The sequence below is a fragment of the Cognatilysobacter terrigena genome, from assembly GCF_004361065.1.
Lineage (GTDB): Bacteria > Pseudomonadota > Gammaproteobacteria > Xanthomonadales > Xanthomonadaceae > Cognatilysobacter > Cognatilysobacter terrigena.
The window spans coordinates 1-19384 of sequence record NZ_SELT01000029.1 but is presented as its reverse complement, the minus strand read 5'-3'; the positions used below and the strand labels follow the sequence as shown (position 1 = coordinate 19384).

The 19384-nt window shown below is 68.9% G+C and carries 17 protein-coding genes; 7 read left to right on the top strand and 10 right to left on the bottom strand.

Going from position 1 to position 19384, the window contains the following annotated elements; translation table 11 throughout:
• Genes EVS83_RS13675 through EVS83_RS13665 form a run of 3 tightly spaced genes read left to right on the top strand, consistent with a single transcriptional unit; the run spans position 1 to position 3227 of the window.
• Positions 1-708, top strand: coding sequence for a SapC family protein (locus EVS83_RS13675; RefSeq protein ID WP_133501587.1), 708 nt, complete (start codon positions 1-3; stop codon positions 706-708).
• Complete coding sequence (locus EVS83_RS13670) at positions 692-1705, top strand: cupin-like domain-containing protein (RefSeq protein WP_133501586.1); 1014 nt, start codon at positions 692-694, stop codon at positions 1703-1705. Before EVS83_RS13675 ends, EVS83_RS13670 begins: the two co-directional genes overlap by 17 nt.
• A gap of 7 nt (positions 1706-1712) precedes the next feature.
• Entirely contained in the window at positions 1713-3227 is a 1515-nt protein-coding gene (locus tag EVS83_RS13665; protein ID WP_133501585.1) for a tryptophan halogenase family protein, read from the top strand.
• A gap of 3 nt (positions 3228-3230) precedes the next feature.
• On the opposite strand, the gene ubiB is transcribed toward EVS83_RS13665, so the two are convergent.
• The 8 genes from ubiB to EVS83_RS13625 form a co-directional block, all read right to left on the bottom strand.
• Positions 3231-4892, bottom strand: coding sequence for a ubiquinone biosynthesis regulatory protein kinase UbiB (gene ubiB / locus EVS83_RS13660; RefSeq protein WP_133501584.1), 1662 nt, complete (start codon positions 4890-4892; stop codon positions 3231-3233).
• Positions 4889-5530, bottom strand: coding sequence for a ubiquinone biosynthesis accessory factor UbiJ (locus tag EVS83_RS13655; protein WP_133501583.1), 642 nt, complete (start codon positions 5528-5530; stop codon positions 4889-4891). Before EVS83_RS13655 ends, ubiB begins: the two co-directional genes overlap by 4 nt.
• A gap of 36 nt (positions 5531-5566) precedes the next feature.
• Positions 5567-6562, bottom strand: coding sequence for a 2-alkyl-3-oxoalkanoate reductase (gene oleD, locus EVS83_RS13650; RefSeq protein ID WP_133501582.1), 996 nt, complete (start codon positions 6560-6562; stop codon positions 5567-5569).
• Entirely contained in the window at positions 6559-8223 is a 1665-nt protein-coding gene (gene oleC / locus EVS83_RS13645; RefSeq protein ID WP_133501581.1) for an olefin beta-lactone synthetase, read from the bottom strand. Before oleC ends, oleD begins: the two co-directional genes overlap by 4 nt.
• The gene (locus tag EVS83_RS13640; RefSeq protein WP_133501580.1) at positions 8220-9164 is read right to left on the bottom strand and encodes an alpha/beta fold hydrolase; all 945 of its coding nucleotides are present in this window, start codon (positions 9162-9164) and stop codon (positions 8220-8222) included. The genes oleC and EVS83_RS13640 overlap by 4 nt, the downstream gene beginning before the upstream one ends.
• Before the next feature lie 76 nt (positions 9165-9240).
• Positions 9241-10257 (bottom strand): 3-oxoacyl-ACP synthase III, encoded by a 1017-nt coding sequence (locus tag EVS83_RS13635; protein ID WP_133501579.1) that lies wholly within the window; start codon positions 10255-10257, stop codon positions 9241-9243.
• Between the two features lie 157 nt (positions 10258-10414).
• The gene (locus EVS83_RS13630) at positions 10415-10741 is read right to left on the bottom strand and encodes a DUF4156 domain-containing protein (protein WP_133501578.1); all 327 of its coding nucleotides are present in this window, start codon (positions 10739-10741) and stop codon (positions 10415-10417) included.
• A 72-nt stretch (positions 10742-10813) separates the two neighbouring features.
• Positions 10814-13675 carry a M16 family metallopeptidase gene (locus tag EVS83_RS13625; protein WP_133501577.1) on the bottom strand — a complete coding sequence of 954 codons (2862 nt, stop codon included), beginning with the start codon at positions 13673-13675 and terminating at the stop codon, positions 10814-10816.
• Positions 13676-13814: 139 nt separating this feature from the next.
• On the opposite strand from EVS83_RS13625, the gene EVS83_RS13620 reads away from it, so the two are divergent.
• The 4 genes from EVS83_RS13620 to EVS83_RS13605 all read left to right on the top strand — a co-directional run bounded on the left by EVS83_RS13620 (position 13815) and on the right by EVS83_RS13605 (position 16946).
• Positions 13815-14519: an SDR family oxidoreductase gene (locus EVS83_RS13620; protein ID WP_133501576.1), complete on the top strand. Its 705-nt coding sequence runs from the start codon at positions 13815-13817 to the stop codon at positions 14517-14519.
• Between the two features lie 27 nt (positions 14520-14546).
• Entirely contained in the window at positions 14547-15026 is a 480-nt protein-coding gene (locus tag EVS83_RS13615) for a tRNA (cytidine(34)-2'-O)-methyltransferase (RefSeq protein ID WP_133501575.1), read from the top strand.
• Positions 15027-15192: 166 nt separating this feature from the next.
• The gene (locus EVS83_RS13610; RefSeq protein WP_133501574.1) at positions 15193-16473 is read left to right on the top strand and encodes an NAD(P)H-binding protein; all 1281 of its coding nucleotides are present in this window, start codon (positions 15193-15195) and stop codon (positions 16471-16473) included.
• A complete protein-coding gene (locus EVS83_RS13605) occupies positions 16470-16946 on the top strand; it encodes a DUF2269 family protein (RefSeq protein WP_133501573.1) in 477 nt (158 codons plus the stop codon). The genes EVS83_RS13610 and EVS83_RS13605 overlap by 4 nt, the downstream gene beginning before the upstream one ends.
• Here the strand turns inward: EVS83_RS13605 and wrbA are convergent, their stop codons facing one another.
• Positions 16947-17546: an NAD(P)H:quinone oxidoreductase gene (gene wrbA, locus EVS83_RS13600; protein ID WP_133501572.1), complete on the bottom strand. Its 600-nt coding sequence runs from the start codon at positions 17544-17546 to the stop codon at positions 16947-16949.
• Between the two features lie 145 nt (positions 17547-17691).
• Positions 17692-19384: mitochondrial porin family protein (locus tag EVS83_RS15720; protein WP_484030446.1), on the bottom strand; the 1693-nt coding region annotated here is incomplete at its 5' end.

Here is a 19384-nt window from a genome sequence, read left to right as displayed (position 1 = left end):
ATGCCCCGACCCGTGCTGCTGAACAACGTCGACCACGCCGAGCTGCGCATCGACACGCGCCACGCCGCCGAACTCGGCGACGACGTGATGGTCGCGCTGACCTTCCCCGCCGAATTCCGCGACGTGCAGGCGCACTACCCGATCGTGTTCGCGAAGACGCCGGACGGCCGCACGTTCCAGCCGGTGGCGCTGCTCGGCCTGTGCGAAGGCGAGAACCTGTTCCTCGATGGTGACCGCTGGGATGCGTCGTACGTGCCGCTCGCGATCGCGCGCCAGCCGTTCCTGATCGGGCACGACAACGGCGAACCGATCATCCACGTCGACGTCGAGCATCCACGCGTCGGTACGCGTGGCGAACGCGTGTTCCGCGAGTTCGGCGGCACCACCGACTACCTCGAACGCATCAGTTCGACGCTGCGCGCGCTGCACGAAGGCGTGCAGGCGACGGCCGCGTTCGTCGATGCGCTGCTCGCGAACGACCTGCTCGAATCGTTCGTGCTCGACATCCAGCTCGACGACGGCTCGCAGAACCGTCTCGCGGGTTTCTACACGATCCACGAGGAACGGCTCGCGCAACTCGACGGCGACGCACTGGCCGCGCTGCATCGCGCCGGCCATCTCGCCTCGGTCTACATGGCGGTCGCGTCGCTGTCGCAGCTGCGCGGCCTCATCGAGCGGATGAACAGGCGTCATGGCGGCGGTCGCTGACGACATCCGCACGCTGGACGGCGCGGATCCTCGCGCCCTGCCCGACGACGTGCTGACGTCGACGCGGCCGGTCCTGCTGCGCGGTCTCGTCCGCGACTGGCCGATGGTGCGCGCCGCGCGGCAGGGCGCGAAGGCCGCTATCGACTACCTGCGCACGGTCGATCCCGGAACCACCGTCGACGTCATGGTCGGCGCGCCCACGATCGGCGGGCGCTTCTTCTACAACGACGATCTGAGCGGCTTCAATTTCCATCGCGAGCGCGCGCCGCTTTCGGCAATGCTCGCGGCGATGCAGCGGCACCTAGACGACCCGGCGCCGCCCGCGCTGTACGTCGGCTCGACGACGATCGATACGGCACTCCCCGAATTCCGTCGCCGCAACAACGTCGACCTCGGCACGCGCGATCCGCTCGCGAGCATCTGGATCGGCAACCGCACGCGTATCGCCGCGCATCAGGACGTTCCCGACAATCTCGCCTGTGTCGCCGCGGGGCGACGCCGCTTCACGCTGCTGCCGCCCGACCAGCTCGCGAATCTCTACGTCGGCCCGATCGATTTCACGCCCGCGGGCCAGGCCATCAGCCTCGTCGATTTCACCGCGCCCGATCTCGGGCGCTTCCCGCGATTCGCCGATGCGCTGGCGCAGGCGATCGTCGTCGAGCTCGATCCCGGCGACGCCGTGTTCATCCCCAGCCTGTGGTGGCACCACGTCGAAGCGCTCGATGCGTTCAACGTGCTCGTGAACTACTGGTGGCGACGTTCGCCCGCGTGGATGGATTCGCCCATGAACGCGTTGATGCTCGCACTGATGAGCCTGCGCGACCTGCCGCCGCACGAACGCGACGCGTGGCGCGACATCTTCGAGCACTACGTGTTCGCGCCGGACGCGAGCACTGCCGATCACATCTCCGGCGCCGCGCGACGCGTGCTCGGCCCGCTCGACGCGAACACCGCGCGTGAACTGCGCGCGCGCCTGCTGAAACGCCTGAACCGCTGAGGTCGCCATGGACACCGCATCCACCGCCCGTCCCGTTCGTCGCGTCGTCATCGCCGGAGGCGGCACCGCAGGCTGGATGGTCGCGGCCGCGCTGTCGAAAACGCTGGGCCGCGTGCTCGACATCACGCTTGTCGAGTCCGACGAGATCGGCACGGTCGGTGTCGGCGAAGCGACGATTCCGACGCTGGTGACGTTCCACCGCCTGCTCGAGATCGACGAACGCGAATTCATGGCCGCGACGCAAGCGACGTTCAAGCTCGGGATCTCCTTCGAGAACTGGCGCAACGTTGACGAGCACTACATCCATTCGTTCGGCACCACCGGCACCGACCACTGGACGGCGGGCTTCCAGCATTTCTGGCACAAGGGCCGCGAACGCGGGCTGGCGTCGGATTACGGCGACTACTGCCTGGAGCTGCGTGCGTCGGTCGAAGACCGCTTCGCGCACCTGCCGCGCGGCGGCATGAATTACGCGTTCCACCTCGACGCTGGCCTCTACGCGAAGTACCTCCGCAAGTTCAGCGAAGGCTTCGGCGTGCGGCGCGTCGAAGGCAAGATCGCGGCCGTCGACGGCGATCGCGAAACGCAGCAGATCCGTGCGCTGACGCTCGACTCGGGCGACCGCATCGAAGGCGATCTCTTCATCGACTGCACGGGCTTCCGCGGCCTGATCATCGGCGAGACGCTCGGCATTCCGATGCAGGACTGGTCGCAGTGGCTGCACTGCGACCGCGCCGTCGCCCTGCAGACCGAGCACGACGGCGACCGTCGCCCGCTCACGCGGGCCGTCGCCCACGAAGCGGGCTGGCGCTGGCGCATCGCGCTGCAGCATCGCGTCGGCAACGGTCTCGTGTACAGCAGCAAGCACCTCGACGACGACGCGGCGATCGCGAAGCTGCTCGGCATGATGAAAGCCGACGTGCTGACCACGCCGCGCGTGATCCGCTTCAAGCCGTGCCAGCGTGAGGCGACCTGGGTCGGCAATTGCGTCGCGATTGGCCTCGCGAGCGGTTTCCTCGAACCGATCGAATCGACCAGCATTCATCTCATCCAGCGCGGCATCATCCGCCTGATGCAGATGTTCCCGAATGCCGGCATCAGCACGGCCGACGTCGCCGAATACAACGCGCAGACGCGGCACGAAGTCGAACACATCCGCGACTTCATCATCCTGCACTACCACGTCAACGGTCGCAGCGATGCGTTCTGGCGCGCGTGCCGTGAGATGCATATTCCGGCGTCGCTGCGCCATCGCATCGAACTGTTCCGCGAAACCGGGCGCGTCTTCCGCGTGCCGAACGAACTGTTCGCGGAGAACTCGTGGATCCAGGTCATGCTCGGTCAGGGCATCCACCCGGCCACGCATCACGCGGCGGCGGATCTCATGGGCGACGCGGAACTCGGGCAGTTCCTTGCGGGCATCCGTTCGCGCGTGGAGAACACGGTGCGACAGCTTCCGCTGCACAGCGAGTACGTGAAGCGCTACTGCCCCGCGCAGGCGGACACGCCGGTTCCGGCCTGAGACTCAGCGGCGCGGCCAGCCCGCACGCAGCGCCCACAAGCCACTGAGGGCGGCGATCCACGCGGCCGCAGGAATCGACCAGAGGCGCGGGCCGCCGGCGTCGAGCGCGTACAACAACGCGGCAACGATCATCAGGCCCGTGCCGAGCAGCGCGGCGACGGTGCGCCGCTGCATGCGCCGCACTTCCTCGACCAGTTGCGCGAGATCCTGCGACCGCATCGCGAGTTCATGGCGGCCTTCGACCTGCTGCTTCAGCCACAGGTGCGCGAGGCGCGGCATCTCGGGTGCATGCGTGACGAGTTCGGGCAGACGCTTGCGGAATTCGCTCGCGAGGCGCTTCGGGCTGTAGCGCTGGCGCAGGATGCGTTCGAGCACGGGCTGCGCGACGCCCCAGATGTCGATCTGCGGGTCGAGCAGGCGGCCGACGCCTTCGATGTTGAGCAGCGTCTTCTGCAACAGGATCAGCTGCGGCTGCAACGTGAGTTCGTACTTCTGCGCGGTGCGGAACAGCTTGACCAGCACTTCGGCCAGCGGCACTTCCGATAGCGGGCGCGTGAAGTACGGCTCGCACACCGCGCGCGCGGCGGCTTCGAGTTCGTCGATGCGCGTGTGCGCGGGCATCCAGCCGGCGTCAACGTGCAATTCGGCGATGCGGCGATAGTCGCGGTTGAAGATCGCCATGAAGTTCTCGGCGAGCCAGTACTGGTCCTCGTCCGAGAGCTGGCCCATGATCCCGAAATCGAGCGCGATGAAGCGCGGATTCGCGCGACGCGCCGGATCGTCGTCCACCCAGATGTTGCCGGCGTGCGCATCGGCGTGGAAGAAGTTGTCGCGGAACACCTGCGTGTAGAACACGCGCACGCCCTTGGCGGCGAGTGCGCGACGATCGATGCCGGCGGCGTCGAGCGCGGCGATGTCGTCCGACGGAATGCCGCGCACGCGCTCCAGCGTGAGCACGCGATCGCCGCTGTGCGACCAGATCACTTCCGGCACGTACAGGTCGTCGCTGCCTTCCCAGAAGCGTCGCAGCACACTGGCGTTGCCGCCTTCGCGCTGCAGATCGAGTTCCGCATCCAGCGTGTGCTCGATCTCGTCGACCACCGCCTGAGGGCGGATCTTGTCCGCCGCCGGATGCGTGCGCTCGGCGATGCCGGCCAGCGCGCGCAGCAGCGAGATGTCCTGGGTGATCTGCCGGCGAATGCCGGGGCGCAGCACCTTGACCACGACCTCGCGGCCGCTGCCCGGCAGCGTCGCCGCGTGCACTTGGGCGATGGAAGCGGATGCGAGCGGCGTAGTGTCGAAGCTCGCGAACAGTTCGGTAACCGGCCGCCCCAGCGATTCCTCGACGATGCGACGCGCGGCTTCGCCATCGAACGGCTGCACGCGATCCTGCAGCAGCGCGAGTTCGTCGGCGACGTCGGGCGGAATCAGGTCGCGACGCGTCGACAGGATCTGCCCGAACTTAACGAAGATCGGTCCGAGTTCCTGCAGCGCGAGGCGCAGTCGCGCCCCGCGCGGCAATTCGGCAACCGTCGCCGATGCGCGCGGCACGAACGGACGCGCAAGGCGCAGCCAGCGTTCGGCGGGCGTCCCCTCGATCAGCGCGTCGAGGCGATAGCGCAACAGCACGCGGCCGATGCGCCACGCCCGCAACACCGGCGTCATGCGGCGCCTCGCGGCTGCAGGCGGGCGATGCGCGCCGCCAGGCGCTCGACGTCGTCGCGCAGCGTGTCGATGTCGTCGTAGAACGCCGCGAGCTCGTCGCGACCGACGACATCCTGCGTCTCGTGCTGCACGTAGTCGGCGGCGTTGGTCGCGAGCACGCCAGCGGCGGTCTTCGCCGTGCGCAATGTGCTCGCGAACAGCTGCGCGACCTGCACGCCGATCACGTCGCCGAATGCGGCAACAAAAGGCTGCTGCCAGTCGGGATCGAAGCGCTCGGCGAGCCGCTGCAGGCGACGCGCGAGGTCCGCGTCGCCCTCGATGCGCATGGCGCCGACCGCGGGTGCATCGTCGCGGCGCATGAAGGGCAGCTGCGCGATCAGGCCGCCGATCGTCGCGCGCACGGAGAGATCCGCCTCGTTCGCATCATCGACCGGGCCGACGCGCAGGCGCTCGCCGTCGACGGTGATCTGCAGCGCGAGGGGCGGCGTCGCCAGGCGCACGACCAGACGGCGGCCGTCGAGATTGCGCAGGCCGTCGCGCGTGTCGGGATCGAGCGCGAGCGCGCGGTTGAGCGCGGCTTCGAGCGCGCGACCGGCGAGCGGCTTCAGCGTGTCCAGCGGCGTGCGGCGTGCGTCCATCGGCGCATTGTAGGGCGGGCACGGGCCCGCCACGTTTCACGCCGCGCGGGACGCCGCACGCAGGCGCGCGAGGCCTTCCTCGAAGGTGATCCGCGGCGACCAGCCGAAATCACGGAGCGCCGGCGCCATCGAATACCAGTGCGTGGTGACCAGCTGCTCGGCGAGGAAGCGCGTCATCGGCGGCTCGCCCTTCAACGGCAGCACGCTCCACAGGCCTTCGCAGATGGCGCCAATCGCATAGGCCGCACGGAACGGGATCGATCCGTCCGGGCCGGGCGCGCCGACCGCATCGAGCAGCGCGGTCAGCGTTTCGCGCATGCTCCGCGGGTCGCCGTTGCTGATGAAGTAGGGACGACCCGCGCACGCCGAACCCGGCGCGAGATGATCGAAGGCCGCGACATGCGCGTCCGCCGCGTTTTCGACGAACGTGGTGTCGACGAGATTGCTACCGTCACCCACGAGCTTGAGCCGGCCGGCACGTGCGCGGTCGGCGATGCGCGGGAGCAGTTGGTTGTCGCCGGGGCCCCAGATCAGGCGCGGACGCAGCGCGACGACCGCAAGCGATGGGCCGTTCGACGCGAGCACCATTTCCTCGGCGAGCTTTTTCGTACGCGCATACGGCGCCTTCAGGTGCTCGCCGTACGGCACTTCGTCGGCGGTGAGGCCGGCGACGGGATGCGTCGCGCGATGCGTGACGCTCGGCGTGGAGGTGTAGACGAGCTTCGCGATGCGATGCACGCGGCAGGCGTCGATGACGTGCTCGGTGCCCGCGACGTTCGCGTCGTAGTACTCGCGGTACGGGCCCCACGCACCGGCCTTGGCCGCGTTGTGGAAGATCGCATCGCAACCGCGGGCGGCGTCGATGACCGCGTCGCGGCTCGCGAGGTCGCCGCGCACCTGCGTCACGCCGATTGTGTCGAGCTCAGGGTAAAGGCCGCGATTGAAGCTCACGACCTCGTAGCCGCGCGCGCGCAGGCTTCGGCACAGCGCCTGGCCGAGGAAACCGCCGCCGCCCGTCACGAGAACCTTCATCGACCGATCTCCTTCGTGGCCCAGGCAGCCAGTTTCTCGCGACCGATCTTCGCGTTGTGGCGGATGTCGACCGGAAACGCCGGATGCCGCAGGAACGTGTCGATGCGCGCGGTGTGGACATGGCCGCGACCGATGTCGCGCAGCTCGCGTTCGATGCGCGGCCATTGCGTGGCGTCGACGCCACTCTTCGGTTCGACGCACAGTACCGGCCGCTGCGAACCGGGCGCGCCGACACCGACCAGCGCCGTGCGGCGCACGTCCGGATGCGTGTTGAACACGGGCTCGACCTGCTCCGTGTAGAGCGGGCCTGCGCTCGCCTCGACACGCTGCGTCTTCCGGCCGCAGAACCAGAGGCGCCCGTCCGCATCGAGATAACCGACGTCGCCCATGCGATGGACGATGCGCGTCGTACCGTCGGGAAGGGCTTCGGAGATCTTCGCGAGCCGCATCGACGCGTCGCGATGGAAATAGGTGTCGGTTGCCGTCGGCCCGGCGACGGTGATTTCGCCGATGACGGTCGCGGCGACGACGAGCGCGTCCGACCACGTGTCAATCGCTGCGTCGTCGATGCGGATGATGCGCACATCATTGGGCGGCACCGCGCGGCCGACGCACGTGCCGGCGCCGGCTTCGGTCGCTTCACGCGTCGACTGCAGTTCGCGACTCTCGATGACGGCGACCGGCAGGCATTCGGTCGCGCCGTAGGGCGTGTAGAAGTCGGCGTCGATCGGCAGCAGTTCGCGCATCCGCGCGACGACGTCGGCGGGCACGGGCGCGCCGGCAGACGTGATGCGACGGATCGTGGGCAGCGGCTTGCCGTAGTCGGCGAGCACGCGCATCAGCGCCGGCGATCCGAACAGCTGCTGCGCACCGAAGCGTTCGATCGCCGCGTGCAGCTTGCGCGGATCGGCGCTTGCCGGGCGCGTCGCGTCCATGTCGGGAATGATCGACGTCAGACCGAGCGCCGGGCCGAACAGCGCGAACGGCGGGAACGTCGGGAAGTCGAGTTCGCCTTCGCGGATACCGAGCGCGGTGCGCATCAGTTCGATCTGCGCGACGAAGTGGCGGTGACGATAGACCACGCCCTTGGGCACGCCGGTCGAGCCGCTGGTGAAGAGGATGGCGGCGACGTCGTCGGGCTGCGTGTCGGCGAGTTGCGGGCCGGCGTTCGCGCCGTCGGCTTCGACGCGCGCGAGCGTGTCGTCGGCGAGGAACGCACGATGCCCCGTGGTGATGCGAAAGCGCGCGGACTTCGACCAGCGCAGCACGACCCGTGCGATGTGCGCGAGCGGAATGCCGATGAACGCTTCGGGCGCCGCCTCGTCGAGGCACTGCTTCAATGCGCGCTTGTCGATGCCCGGATCGACCAGCACCGGCGCTGCACCCGCCTTGAACAAGGCGAACATCAGCAGGAAGAACTCGGGCGACGGCTTGACCATCACCACCGTGCGCGTGCCGCGCACGATGCCGCGCTTCGCCAGGCCGGCCGCGATCGCATCGCTGCGGGCGTCGAGTTCGGCGTAGGTCAGCGCGACGTCGTAGGTCGCGAGCCCGTCAGGACCCCGCGTGCCGGGGCAGCGCATCGCGATGCGGCCCGGTTCGCGCGCCGCCATGTCGGGCAGCGCAGCGGCGATGTTGCAGGGCGCGCCGGTCGCGCTCATGCCCCGAGCGGATGACTGTCGAGGAAGCGACGGATCGCCGGCACGAGAACCTCGTGCTTGTCTTCGAGCACGTAGTGGTTCGCGTCATCGAAGGCGTGCACCTCGGCGCTCGGCAGTGCGCGACGGAAGCCGTCGAGGAAATGCCTGTCGAACACGAAGTCGCGCAGGCCCCAGCCGATGAAGGCCGGGCGATCGGCGAACTGCGGCAGCGTCGCGCCCACGCGCTCGAGCAGCGGCCACGCGCGATCGCCGGGCTGCAGCGGGATGTCCTGCATGAAGCGGATCGTGGAGATCGCGTTCGTCCAGCCGTGGTACGGCATGTCGTACGCGTCGCGCACATCCCGCGGCATCGCGCGCGTCACGCCGAAGCGCGAGGCGCCGCGGGCGAAGAGATTGAATTTGCGGATGGCCCACGCGCCGATCGTCGAATCGCGACCGAGTGACAGGCGCCACGGCATCGGCTTGGCGGCCGGCAGCGGGAACGCGGCGGTGTTGAGGATGACGAGGCGCTTGACCTGCGGCAGGTGCGACATCGCCCAGCCGAAACCGATCATGCCGCCCCAGTCGTGCACGGCGAGGGTGACGTCGCCGGTGATGCCGAGGTGCGCGAGCAGTGCAGTGAGGTCATCGACGCGCGACTGCAGCGTGTAGTCGTAATGCTTCGGATCGCGCGATGGCGGCGACGGCGGGCGGATGCCGCCGCCATCGTCCGGCTTGTCGCTCAGGCCCATGCCGACGTGGTCCGGCACGATGCAGCGATAGCGGTCGCGCAGGCCGAGGACGAGGTGGCGCCAGTAGTAGCTCCACGACGGATTGCCGTGGACCATCACGACGACCTCGCCGTCGCGCGGGCCTTCGTCGAGGTACGACATCGAAATGCCCGGCCGCACCTCGAAGCGCTGCGGGGTGAACGGGTAGTCGGGCAGGTGCGCGGTGTCCATCGCGGGGTCGATGTCTTGGAAAGCACGCGGCCGCACGAGGCGGCCGCGAAGGTTCAACGATGCAGGCGTCGCGCCGTCACCAGACGACTTCGGCCATCGAGCAGTTCAGGCCGGAGCCGATACCGAGCAGCGCAACGCGCGAGCCCTTCTTCAGGCGACCCATTTCGCGCAGCTTGCTCAGCACGATCGGCACCGACGCCGGACCGATGTTGCCGTGCTCGCCGAAGATCGTGAGTACCTTCTTCGGATCGATGCCCATCGCCTTGGTGAACGCGGCGGTGTGCACCTTGCTGACCTGGTGCACGACGAACTCGTCGAGTTCCTCGGCGACCCAGCCCAGCTTCTGGCGCGCCACCTGGAACGTCTTCTGCGCAAGCTTCACGCCTTCGATCAACAGCTGGCGCGTGTCGGTGACCATGCCGTCGAGGTTGCCGCGGCAGAGCTTGTTCCACTCCGTCGCCGCGCGCGTGACGCCACCCTTGTAGCGCGGTGCGCCCGGGGCGAGTTCGGTGCGCGCCATGACCATGGCGGCAGCGCCGGAACCCAGCGTCAGCGTGGCGAGCTCGTTGCGGAAGTCCTCTTCGCTGACGTCCGCGCGGGTCATGCGCTCGATCGTCTTCTCGTACGCGAGGTCGGCGGTTTCGCCATCGACGATGAGTGCGTACTCGATCTCGCCGCGCTCGATCATGCGCGCCGCGATGTCCATGCCGTTGATGAAGGCGAGACAGGCGTTGGCGACGTCGAAGTTCTGGCAGGTGTCGGGCAGGCCGAGGTTGCCGGAGACGATCGAGGCGGTGGACGGCTCGAGGTAGTCGCGGCTGACCGAGGTGTTGACCAGCAGGCCGACGCGGGCCGGCTCGATGCCGGCGTCGCCGAGCGCCTTGACCGCGGCGAGCGTGGCGGCGTCGGACGCGAGCATCGGGCCGTCCCACAGGCGACGGGCTTCGACGCCCGCGATGTCCTTGAGCACGTCGGTCTTGATGCCGAGGCGATCGAGCGTGGGCCGCAACCTTGCGTTGATTTCGTCCGTCGTGAGGCGGCGCGGCGCATCGATATGCGCAAGGCCGGCGATGGCGACGTGTTGGAACAGCATGGGCGCGGCTCGAGGGCAACTGGAACACGCTAGCTTAACGTGCGCGGGGGTACCGCGCACGCCACCGTACGGACGCGTTCGGCGCCTTAAGCCGCTGGATTCAGTCTGGTGACGACCCGCGGTGGGCCAAAACCGGGCCTGCGGCCGCTGTCGCGTCTCAGCGCGGGCAGCGCCAGGCGGAATAGCGCTGGCGGCCGTCGTGCGGAGCCTCCAGCGGCACCACGGTGTTCGCCGACAGCCCGACCGCCTCGTTGCGCGCCATCGTCTCCAGCTCCTCCTGCACCCGGAGCGGGTTGCGCTCGTACAGGGCGACGCGATCGGTGACGTTGCCCTCGATCTCGCCGAGCTTGGTGCAGCCCGTGGTGGGCGCATTGAGCGCGCGCACCTGCACGGCGGTGGCGCCCTGCTGCATCGGCACCCAGGTGCAGGCGCCGGCGGCGAGGACAAGCGTCGCGAGCGACGCAAAGCGGACGGCGTGGCGCATCGGCAGGCTCCCCAAACGAAGACGCGCGGGATTGTCGCCCCGCGCGTCTGAACCGCAAACCGTCGGAGACGGTTACTTGGTCGCGACCGCCTTGCCGTCGGCGTTCACCACCTGCACGTCGCCGAGGTTGAGCGAGCGCACGCCCTGCTCGATCTTCGACAGGTCGCCGACGATCACCCACGTCAGCGCGTCGGGGTGGATGAGCTGCGTGGCCGCGGCCTGCACGTCGGCATCCTTCTGCGCTTCGATGCGCTCGCGGAGCGTGGCGACGTAGTCGTCCGGACGGCCGTACAGCACGTTCTCCGACAGCGCGCCGAGCACGGCGCCGATCGTCTCGTAGCTGCCCGGCAGGCTGCGCACGTCGTTGACCTTGATCTTGTTGATCTCGGCCGCGCTCAGCGGACGCGGGCCCACGACGTCACGGACTTCGCGCAGGATCTCCGCCGCCGATTCCTTCGTCTTGTCGGTCTGCACCGGCGCATAGAGCATGTACGGGCGCTGGCCGAGCGCGTCGTCCATGAACGAGTACGCGCCGTACGCCCAGTGCTTGTCCTCGCGCAAGTTCATGTTGAGGCGCGAGGTGAACGTGCCGCCGAACGCGGAGTTCATCGTCTGGATCGGCAGGTTGTTGGCGACGGTCGTCGGCGGCGCGAGCAGGCCGGCGAGGATCAGCGACTGCTGCGCGCCCGGCTTGTCGATCAGGAACACGCGCGGCTTCGCCTGTGACGCCACCTGCGGGATCGACTTCGTGCCCTTGGCCACCGACGGCGGCGTCCAGTCGGCGAACACGCGGTCGAGCTGTGCGGTGATCTGCGGCAGCGTGGTGTCGCCGGCGACGATGATGCGCACGTTGTCGGGGCGCAGCCACGCCGAACGCCACGCCGTCATGTCGCCGGCGGTGAGCGACTTGATGCTGGCTTCGGTGCCGGTGCCCGAGAACGGGATCGCGTACGGATGGCCTTCGCCGTACAGCAGCGGCGGCAGCGTGCGCAGCGCGATGCCGGTCGGCTGCGTCTTCTCCTGCGCGATGCCGGCGAGCCACTGCGCGCGCACGCGTTCGATGTCGGCGCTGCGGAACGCGGAGTTGCGCACCACGTCGGCGAGCAGGTCGAGCGACGGCGTCAGCGAATCGCTGAGCATGTTCGCGCCGACGCTGCAGCTGTCGAGGCCGCAGCCGGACGACAGGCCCATGCCGAGGCGCTCGCGCTGCTTGGCGATCTCGACCGAATCGAGCTTGGCGGTGCCTTCGTCGAGCATGGCGGCGGTGAACGCGGCGGTGCCGAGCTTGCGGCCGACGTCGCTGGCGTAGCCGGCGTCGAACTGCATGCTGACGTTGACCACCGGCACGCTGTGGCGCTCGGCGAGCACGACTTCGATGCCGTTCTTGAGGTGGCCGCGCTGCACGTTCGGGAACGTGAGATCCGGGAACGTCTCGACTGCGGGCACGCCCTTCTTGCGGTCGATGTCGGACGGCGTGGTGGTGAACGCGGTGGTCGGCTTGCCGGGAATGTCGGCCGGACGCGTACCTGCCGGCAGGCCGGCGACGGTTTCTTCCTTCGGCGCGCCCTTGGTCGGCACGACGGTGAGCGTGTAGTCGCCACGCGCGATCCACGACTTCGACGCCTTCAGCACGTCGGCGATCGTCGCCTTCTGGTTCCAGTCGAACGACTGCTTCCAGGCATCCGGATTGCCGAGGTAGACCTGGCCTTCGGCGAGCTGCGAGGCCTTGGTCGCCACGCGCTCCATGCCCCGCACGACCGCCGCGCGATTCGCCGCCTGCAGGCGGGTCAGTTCTTCCTTCGTCGGACCGGTGGCGAGGAACTTCGCCCACTCGTCCGCGATCGCCGCTTCGACCTTCTTCGGGTCGACGCCCTGCTTCACGTCGGCCTGCAGCACGAACTGGCTCGCCAGTTCGAACGGGGTGATGCCGACAGAGACGTCGTCGACGAGGTGATCCTTGTAGACGAGGCGCTGGTAGAGGCGCGAGGTCTTGCCGCCGCCGAGCACGTCGGCCGCGAGGTCGAGCAACGTGAGGTCGCGCTCGCCGCGGCCCGGGATGTTCCACTCGCGGTAGATGCGGGTCTGCGCGACGCGGTCGTCCATCTGGTCGCGCGTCGAGGTGGTGCGTGCGGCCACCCACTTCGCCTGGCGTGCGACCGGGCCGCCCGCCGGGATGTCACCGAAGTACTTCAGCGCCTTCGCCTTTGCGGTGGCGACGTCGATGTCGCCCGACATCACCAGCACGGTGTTGGCCGCGCCGTAATAGCCGCGGAACCACGTCTTCACGTCCTCGAGCGAGGCCGCGTCGAGGTCGGCCATCGAGCCGATGGTGTCGTGGTGGTAGGGATGGTTGGCCGGGAACGTCTGCAGCAGCATGCGTTCGTCGACGCGGCCGTAGGGCTCGTTCTCGCCCTGGCGCTTCTCGTTCTGGACGACGCCGCGCTGTTCGTCGAGCGTCTTCTGGTCGATCGCGCCGAGCAGGTGGCCCATGCGGTCCGACTCCATCCATAGCGCCATGTCGAGCGCGGTGGTCGGCACGGTTTCGTAGTAGTTGGTGCGATCGAGCCAGGTCGTGCCGTTCTGGCCGGTGGCGCCGGCCTGCTCGAAGGGCTCGAAGAATTCGCCCGGATGGTTTTCCGAGCCGTTGAACATCAGGTGCTCGAACAGGTGCGCGAAGCCGGTCTTGCCGGTCGGTTCGTCCTTGGAACCGACGTGGTACCAGACGGCCACGGCGACGACGGGCGCCTTGTGGTCCTCGTGCACCAGCACGGTCAGGCCGTTCGGCAGAACGAAGCGCTCATAGGGGATGTCGAGCGCGGCCTTGGCCGGCGCGGCGGTCGCGGCGGTGGGCGCGGCGAGCAGGATCGACGGGGTACCGACGGCGAAAGCGACGCCGAGGGCGAGTGCGGTGAGGCGCAGGGGAAGGCGGGACATCGAGGGCTCCGGAGACCGGCGATCCGGCCGGCCGCCGGATGCTAACCGGGCGGCGCCGGCGGCGGACCGGCCGAAGGTCCTGCCCATCGCCTGAACAGAGTGGGGTTTAGAGTCGGGCGGTCGATCACCGGAGTCCGCCATGCCCCGTCGCAACGTCCTCATTACCGGCGCCAATCGCGGCATCGGCCTCGAATACGTCCGCCAATTGCTCGCGCGCGGCGACCACGTGATCGCGACCGCGCGGCATCCGGGCCAGGCGCACGACCTCAATCGCCTCGTCGCCGAGCATCCGGGCCGCCTGCACGTGTTGCCGCTGGACGTGATGGACCCGAAGGCGGAGGTGGAGATCGCCCGCGAGTTGCCGCTGGTGCTCGGCGACGAACGCCTGCACCTGCTGATCAACAACGCCGGCCTGCTGCATTCGGGCGAACGCTTCGGCCACGTGCCCGCGAAGAACCTCGAGGACAGCTTCCGCACCAACGCGATGGGTCCGTTCCTGCTCGCGCAGGCGGTCGCGCCGCTGCTCGCCGACGGCGCGAAGATCGCGAACATGACCTCGCAGCTGGGGTCGATCGCGAACACCACGCGCTTCGGCACGCCGACCTACAACATCAGCAAGGCCGCGCTGAACATGGTGACGCGCCTGCTCGCCGCGGCGCTGGCCGATCGCGGCATCGCGGTGGTGTCGCTGCATCCGGGCTGGGTGCAGACCGACATGGGCGGCGCGGGCGCGCCGGTGACGCCGTCGCAGTCGGTCGAGGGCCTGCTGCGCGTGATCGACAAGCTCGATGTCGCGCACTCGGGCTCGTTCGTCGACTGGCAGGGCACGCCGCTGCCGTGGTGACGCGCGCACTGCGGCGATAATCGCCGCATGTTCGACGTCGTCCTCTACCAGCCCGAAATCCCGCCGAACACCGGCAACGCGATCCGCCTGTGCGCGAACACCGGGGCGCGGCTGCATCTCGTCGAGCCGCTCGGCTTCGACATGGACGACAAGCAGCTCAAGCGCGCCGGCCTCGACTACCACGAGTACGCGACGGTGAAGGTGCATCGCGACCTCGATGCGGCGCTCGCGCATCTGCGTGAGGTGCATGGCGATGCGTTGCGCGTGTTCGCGTTCTCCACGCGCGGCACCGTGCGCTTCGACACGCCGGACTATCGCGTCGGCGATGCCTTCCTGTTCGGGCCGGAAACCCGCGGCCTGACGGGCGAAGTGCTCGAAACGCTGCCCGAATCGCAGCGGCTGCGGCTGCCGATGCGGCCCGGCGTGCGCTCGCTCAACCTGTCGAACGCGATCGCGGTGACCGTGTTCGAGGCGTGGCGGCAGCAGGGGTACACCGGGGGCGCGTAGCGCGCACTGCGCCCGCGCAGTCGCGACACCTCGACCGGTGTACTTGATCGACGCCGCGCACGTTGGACTCGCGCCACGACCCGCGCATTCGCAGGGGTCCGTGTTTTTACCGACGCATCGCATTCGCCGACCGGTGTAGCGTGCGCAGACTCCAGGAGACCCTGCGATGCGCATCCTCGTCACCGGCGCAACCGGCTTCATCGGCAGCGCGATCGTCGACGCCCTGATCGCGCACGGCCACGTGCCGGTGCCTGCCGTGCGCGACGTCGCCGCCGCACGCCGTCGCTGGCCGACGCTGGAACCGGTCGCCGTGGACTTCGCACGCGACACGGATGCGTCGACGTGGCAGCCACGACTCGACGGCATCGATGCGGTCGTCAACGCGGTCGGCATCCTGCGCGAGTCGCGCGCGCAACCGTTCGCCGTGCTGCACGACGCGACGCCGCGCGCGCTGTTCGATGCCTGCGTCGAGGCGGGCGTTTCGCGCGTCGTGCAGGTCTCCGCATTGGGTGCCGACGACGACGCGGCGAGCCGCTACCACCTGTCCAAACGCGCCGCCGATCGTCACGTGCTGTCGTTGCCACTGCGCGCGACCGTCGTGCAGCCCTCGGTGGTGTTCGCGCCGCAGGGCGCAAGCGCCGGCATGTTCCTGATGCTCGCGAGCCTGCCGTTCGCGGCGCTGCCGGGCGGCGGCGTGCAGCGCGTCGCGCCGGTGCATCTGGATGACGTCATCGAGGCGGTCTTGCGTGCGCTCGAGTCCGACGACGCGCCGCGGCTTATCGAAGTGGTCGGCCCCGAGTGCACGACGCTGCGCGAGTACCTGGCGACGCTGCGCCGGCAACTCGGGCTCGGCCGCTTGCGCGTAGTGCCGGTTCCGATGCCGCTGGTGCGACTGTCGGCGCGCGTGATGCAGCACGTGCCCGGCTCGCTCGTCGAACCCGAAACCATCGCGATGCTCGAACGCGGCAATTGCGCGCCACCCGATGGCATTATGCAGCTGCTCGGCCGCGCGCCGCGTTCGATGCAGACGTTCGTACCGCCCGCGCTGGGTGCGATGACGCGCGCCGATGCGGTGTTGCGATGGGCGCTTCCACTATTGCGGGTTTCGATCGCGGCGGTGTTCATCGTCACCGGCCTGTTGTCGCTGGGCCTGTATCCCGTCGCGGACAGCTATGCGCTGCTCGCGCGCAGTGGCGTCACCGGCGGCACCGCGACCACCGCGCTGTATGCCGGCGCCCTGCTCGATCTCCTGCTCGGTGTCGCGCTGCTGCTTCCGATCCGCCGCGGGCCGGTGTATCTCGCGATGATCGCGCTCATCGTCGCGTACACGATCATCATTACCGTCACGATTCCCGCGTTCTGGATGCATCCGTTCGGCCCGGTGCTGAAGAACCTGCCGATACTCGCGGCGCTCGCGCTGCTGCACGCCCTCGATCGACGCCGATGAACGACTACCTGCTGGTCAAGACGCTGCACATCCTGTCGGCCACGTTCCTGTTCGGGACGGGCGTCGGCACCGCGTTCTATCTGCTGGTGACGACGCTCGGCCGCGACGTGCGCGTCGTCGCGAGCGTGACGCGCTGGGTCGTCGTCGCCGATTGGCTGTTCACCGCCACGACGGCGGTGTTGCAGCCGGTCACCGGGGCGTGGCTCGCGCATCGCGTGGGCATGCCGTTCTCCGTCGGCTGGCTCAAGTGGTCGATCGGCCTGTACGCCGTCGCGATCGCCTGCTGGCTGCCGGTGGTGTGGTTGCAGATGCGCCTGCGCGATCTCGCGCGCGAGGCGCTGCGCGCCGGCACGCCGCTGCCGCCGGCGTACTGGCGCGCCTTCAAGGCGTGGGTGGTGCTCGGCGTGCCCGCGCTGTTCGCGTTCCTCGCGATCTTCTGGCTGATGGTGGCGAAGCCCGTCGCCGGCGGCTGATCAGCCGAACACCTTCGCCGCCAGCTGCGCGACTTCGCGGCCTTGGAAGCGCGCCGCGTCGAGTTCGTTCGCCGACGGCTGGCGCGATCCGTCGCCACCGGTGATCGTGGTCGCACCGTAGGGCGAGCCGCCGGTGACTTCGTCGAGCCGCATCTGGCCCTGGAAGCTGTAGGGCAACCCCACGCAGACCATGCCGAAATGCATCAGGTTGGTGAGGATGGAGAACAACGTCGTCTCCTGGCCGCCGTGCTGCGTCGCCGTCGAGGTGAACGCCGAGCCGACCTTGCCGTTGAGCGCGCCCGTCGCCCACAGCCCGCCGGTCTGGTCGAGGAAGTTCGCCATCTGCGAGGCCATGCGCCCGTAGCGCGTGCCGGTGCCGACGATGATCGCGTCGTAGTTCGGCAACTCGTCGACCTTCGCGATCGGCGCCGACTGGTCGAGCTTGTAGTGCGAATTCTTCGCGACCTCGTCGGGCACGAGTTCGGGCACGCGGCGGATGTCGACCTGCGCGCCGGCTTCGCGCGCGCCGTCCGCGACCGCGTTCGCCATCGTTTCGATGTGGCCGTAAGCCGAGTAGTAGAGAACCAGCACCTTGGCCATCGTCGCGCTCCGAACGGAAAACGCGATTGCACGGCGCGGGGCGTCAGTGGCGTGTCCAAGCGGCCGTCATCGCCGGCCGCCACGAAGAAAATCGCCGCCGAACGGGTCGGCGGCGTGAAAGTGAGAGAGCGAGTCTCCCAAGGGATCAGTAGAAGCCCGCGAGGTTCAGGAAGAACCCCTGGTGGTCGTACTCGAGGTCGGTGAGGTCGTCGCTGAAATCGGTGAAGTTGTAGCCGACGCCGATCTTGAAGTTGTCGCCGAGCTGGCGGTCCACGCCGACGAGCCCGCCGCGACGCGTGCCGCCGTCGCGCACGTTCAGCTGACGCAGTTCCGCGAGCGCGTCCCACTGCTTGGGCAGGTGGTAGCGCACCTGCACCGCACCGAAGTCCGCGCGGCTGTCGAGCCATTGCCCGCCGCCACGGCCCATGCGGTAGTCACCCCAGCGGCTGGCGAGCTTGGGCGCGAGGCTCCAGCGATCGCCCAGCTGGAACACGCCTTCGAGCGACACCACCTGCGAACGCTGGTCGTACTGCGCGCCGCCGTCCTGGCCGAGCGTCGCGAGATCGAGCAGGTAGGTGTACTTGCCGAACATCGCGTAGCACGTGGTGTCATGCGGACGCCAGGCGAAGCCGATGTTGCTCTCGGCCAGCCGCGCGCCCGCCGCTGCATTGAGCGCGTCGTCGGTATCGGCGTAGTTCACGCGCGCAGCGACGCGCCAGTCTTCGTTGACGCGATAGAACAGGCGGTTCGTCGTGACCCACTGCGTGCGCTGCTCGGCGCCGCTGTCGCGACGGTATTCGAGCTTGCTCGACCACTGCGTAGTGGCATTCGTGCGTCCACCGCTGACGCTGTAGGCGCGGCGGTCGACCTGCCCCGTCGTCGCGTCGAGCGTGCCATCCATGACGGTGAAGCCGAGCTGCCAGCCATCGGCCGGATACAGGTCCATGCCGAGCGTGTGCGTGACGCCCTCGTCGCCGTTCGCGGAGCGGATCGACTGGCTCTCGTTGTAGACGTTGAGCTGGTTCGACAGGCGCCAACGCTGGCCGAGCGTCCAGCCATTGCTGAGCGCGCGGTCGAATTCGCTGGCCACGCGCGAACTCGTCGTGTCGGTGCTGTAGGTGTAGGCGCCGTAGAGCGAGTGGTCGTCGCTCAGGCGGTATTCGCCGTTGACCTGCGCCGCGTGGCCGCGGCTGCCGTCGCTGATTTCGGCGCCGACGTTCGAGCGGTTGCCGAACAGGTACTTCGCGCCGGCGGTGACACGGTTGTTGTCCGCATAGCCCCCGTCTTCGCCGAAGCTTGCCTGGCCGTTGCCGTAGACCTCGAGCGACGAACCGATGCGACGGCGATATTCCAGCGCCGCGAGGATCGCCTTCTGGTCGAGGCCCGCATCCTGCTCGCGCACGCGACGCAGCTCGAGGCCGAGGCGGTCGACATCGGTCGGACGCCACGTGCCGGTGAGCTGCGCGTCCTCGAACGTCGCGCTGCCGCGCTCGGTGCGCGTGACGCGACCGAACAGGTCGAAGCGTTCGCCGACCTGGCCGATGAACTCGGCGCCGGATTCGGTCGTCGGCGTTGCGGTGTCGAAGCGCGCGATCGAGAAACCGGCATCGACGTCGCGCCACCAGGCGCCGACGCTCCAGTCGCGCGCGGTCCAGCCGAGCTCCTTGAAGTTGGCGCGGGCTTCGATGGCATTCGCCGTGCCCGAACGCTCCGTGAGCAGCGGATTGCGCAGCACGAAGCCGAGACCGCCGTTGTCCGAATAGAACACGGGCGCGGCGGTCGAATCGCTGCGGTGTTGCTCGACCTTGAGGTAGGTGCCGCGACCGGCCTGCAGCGTG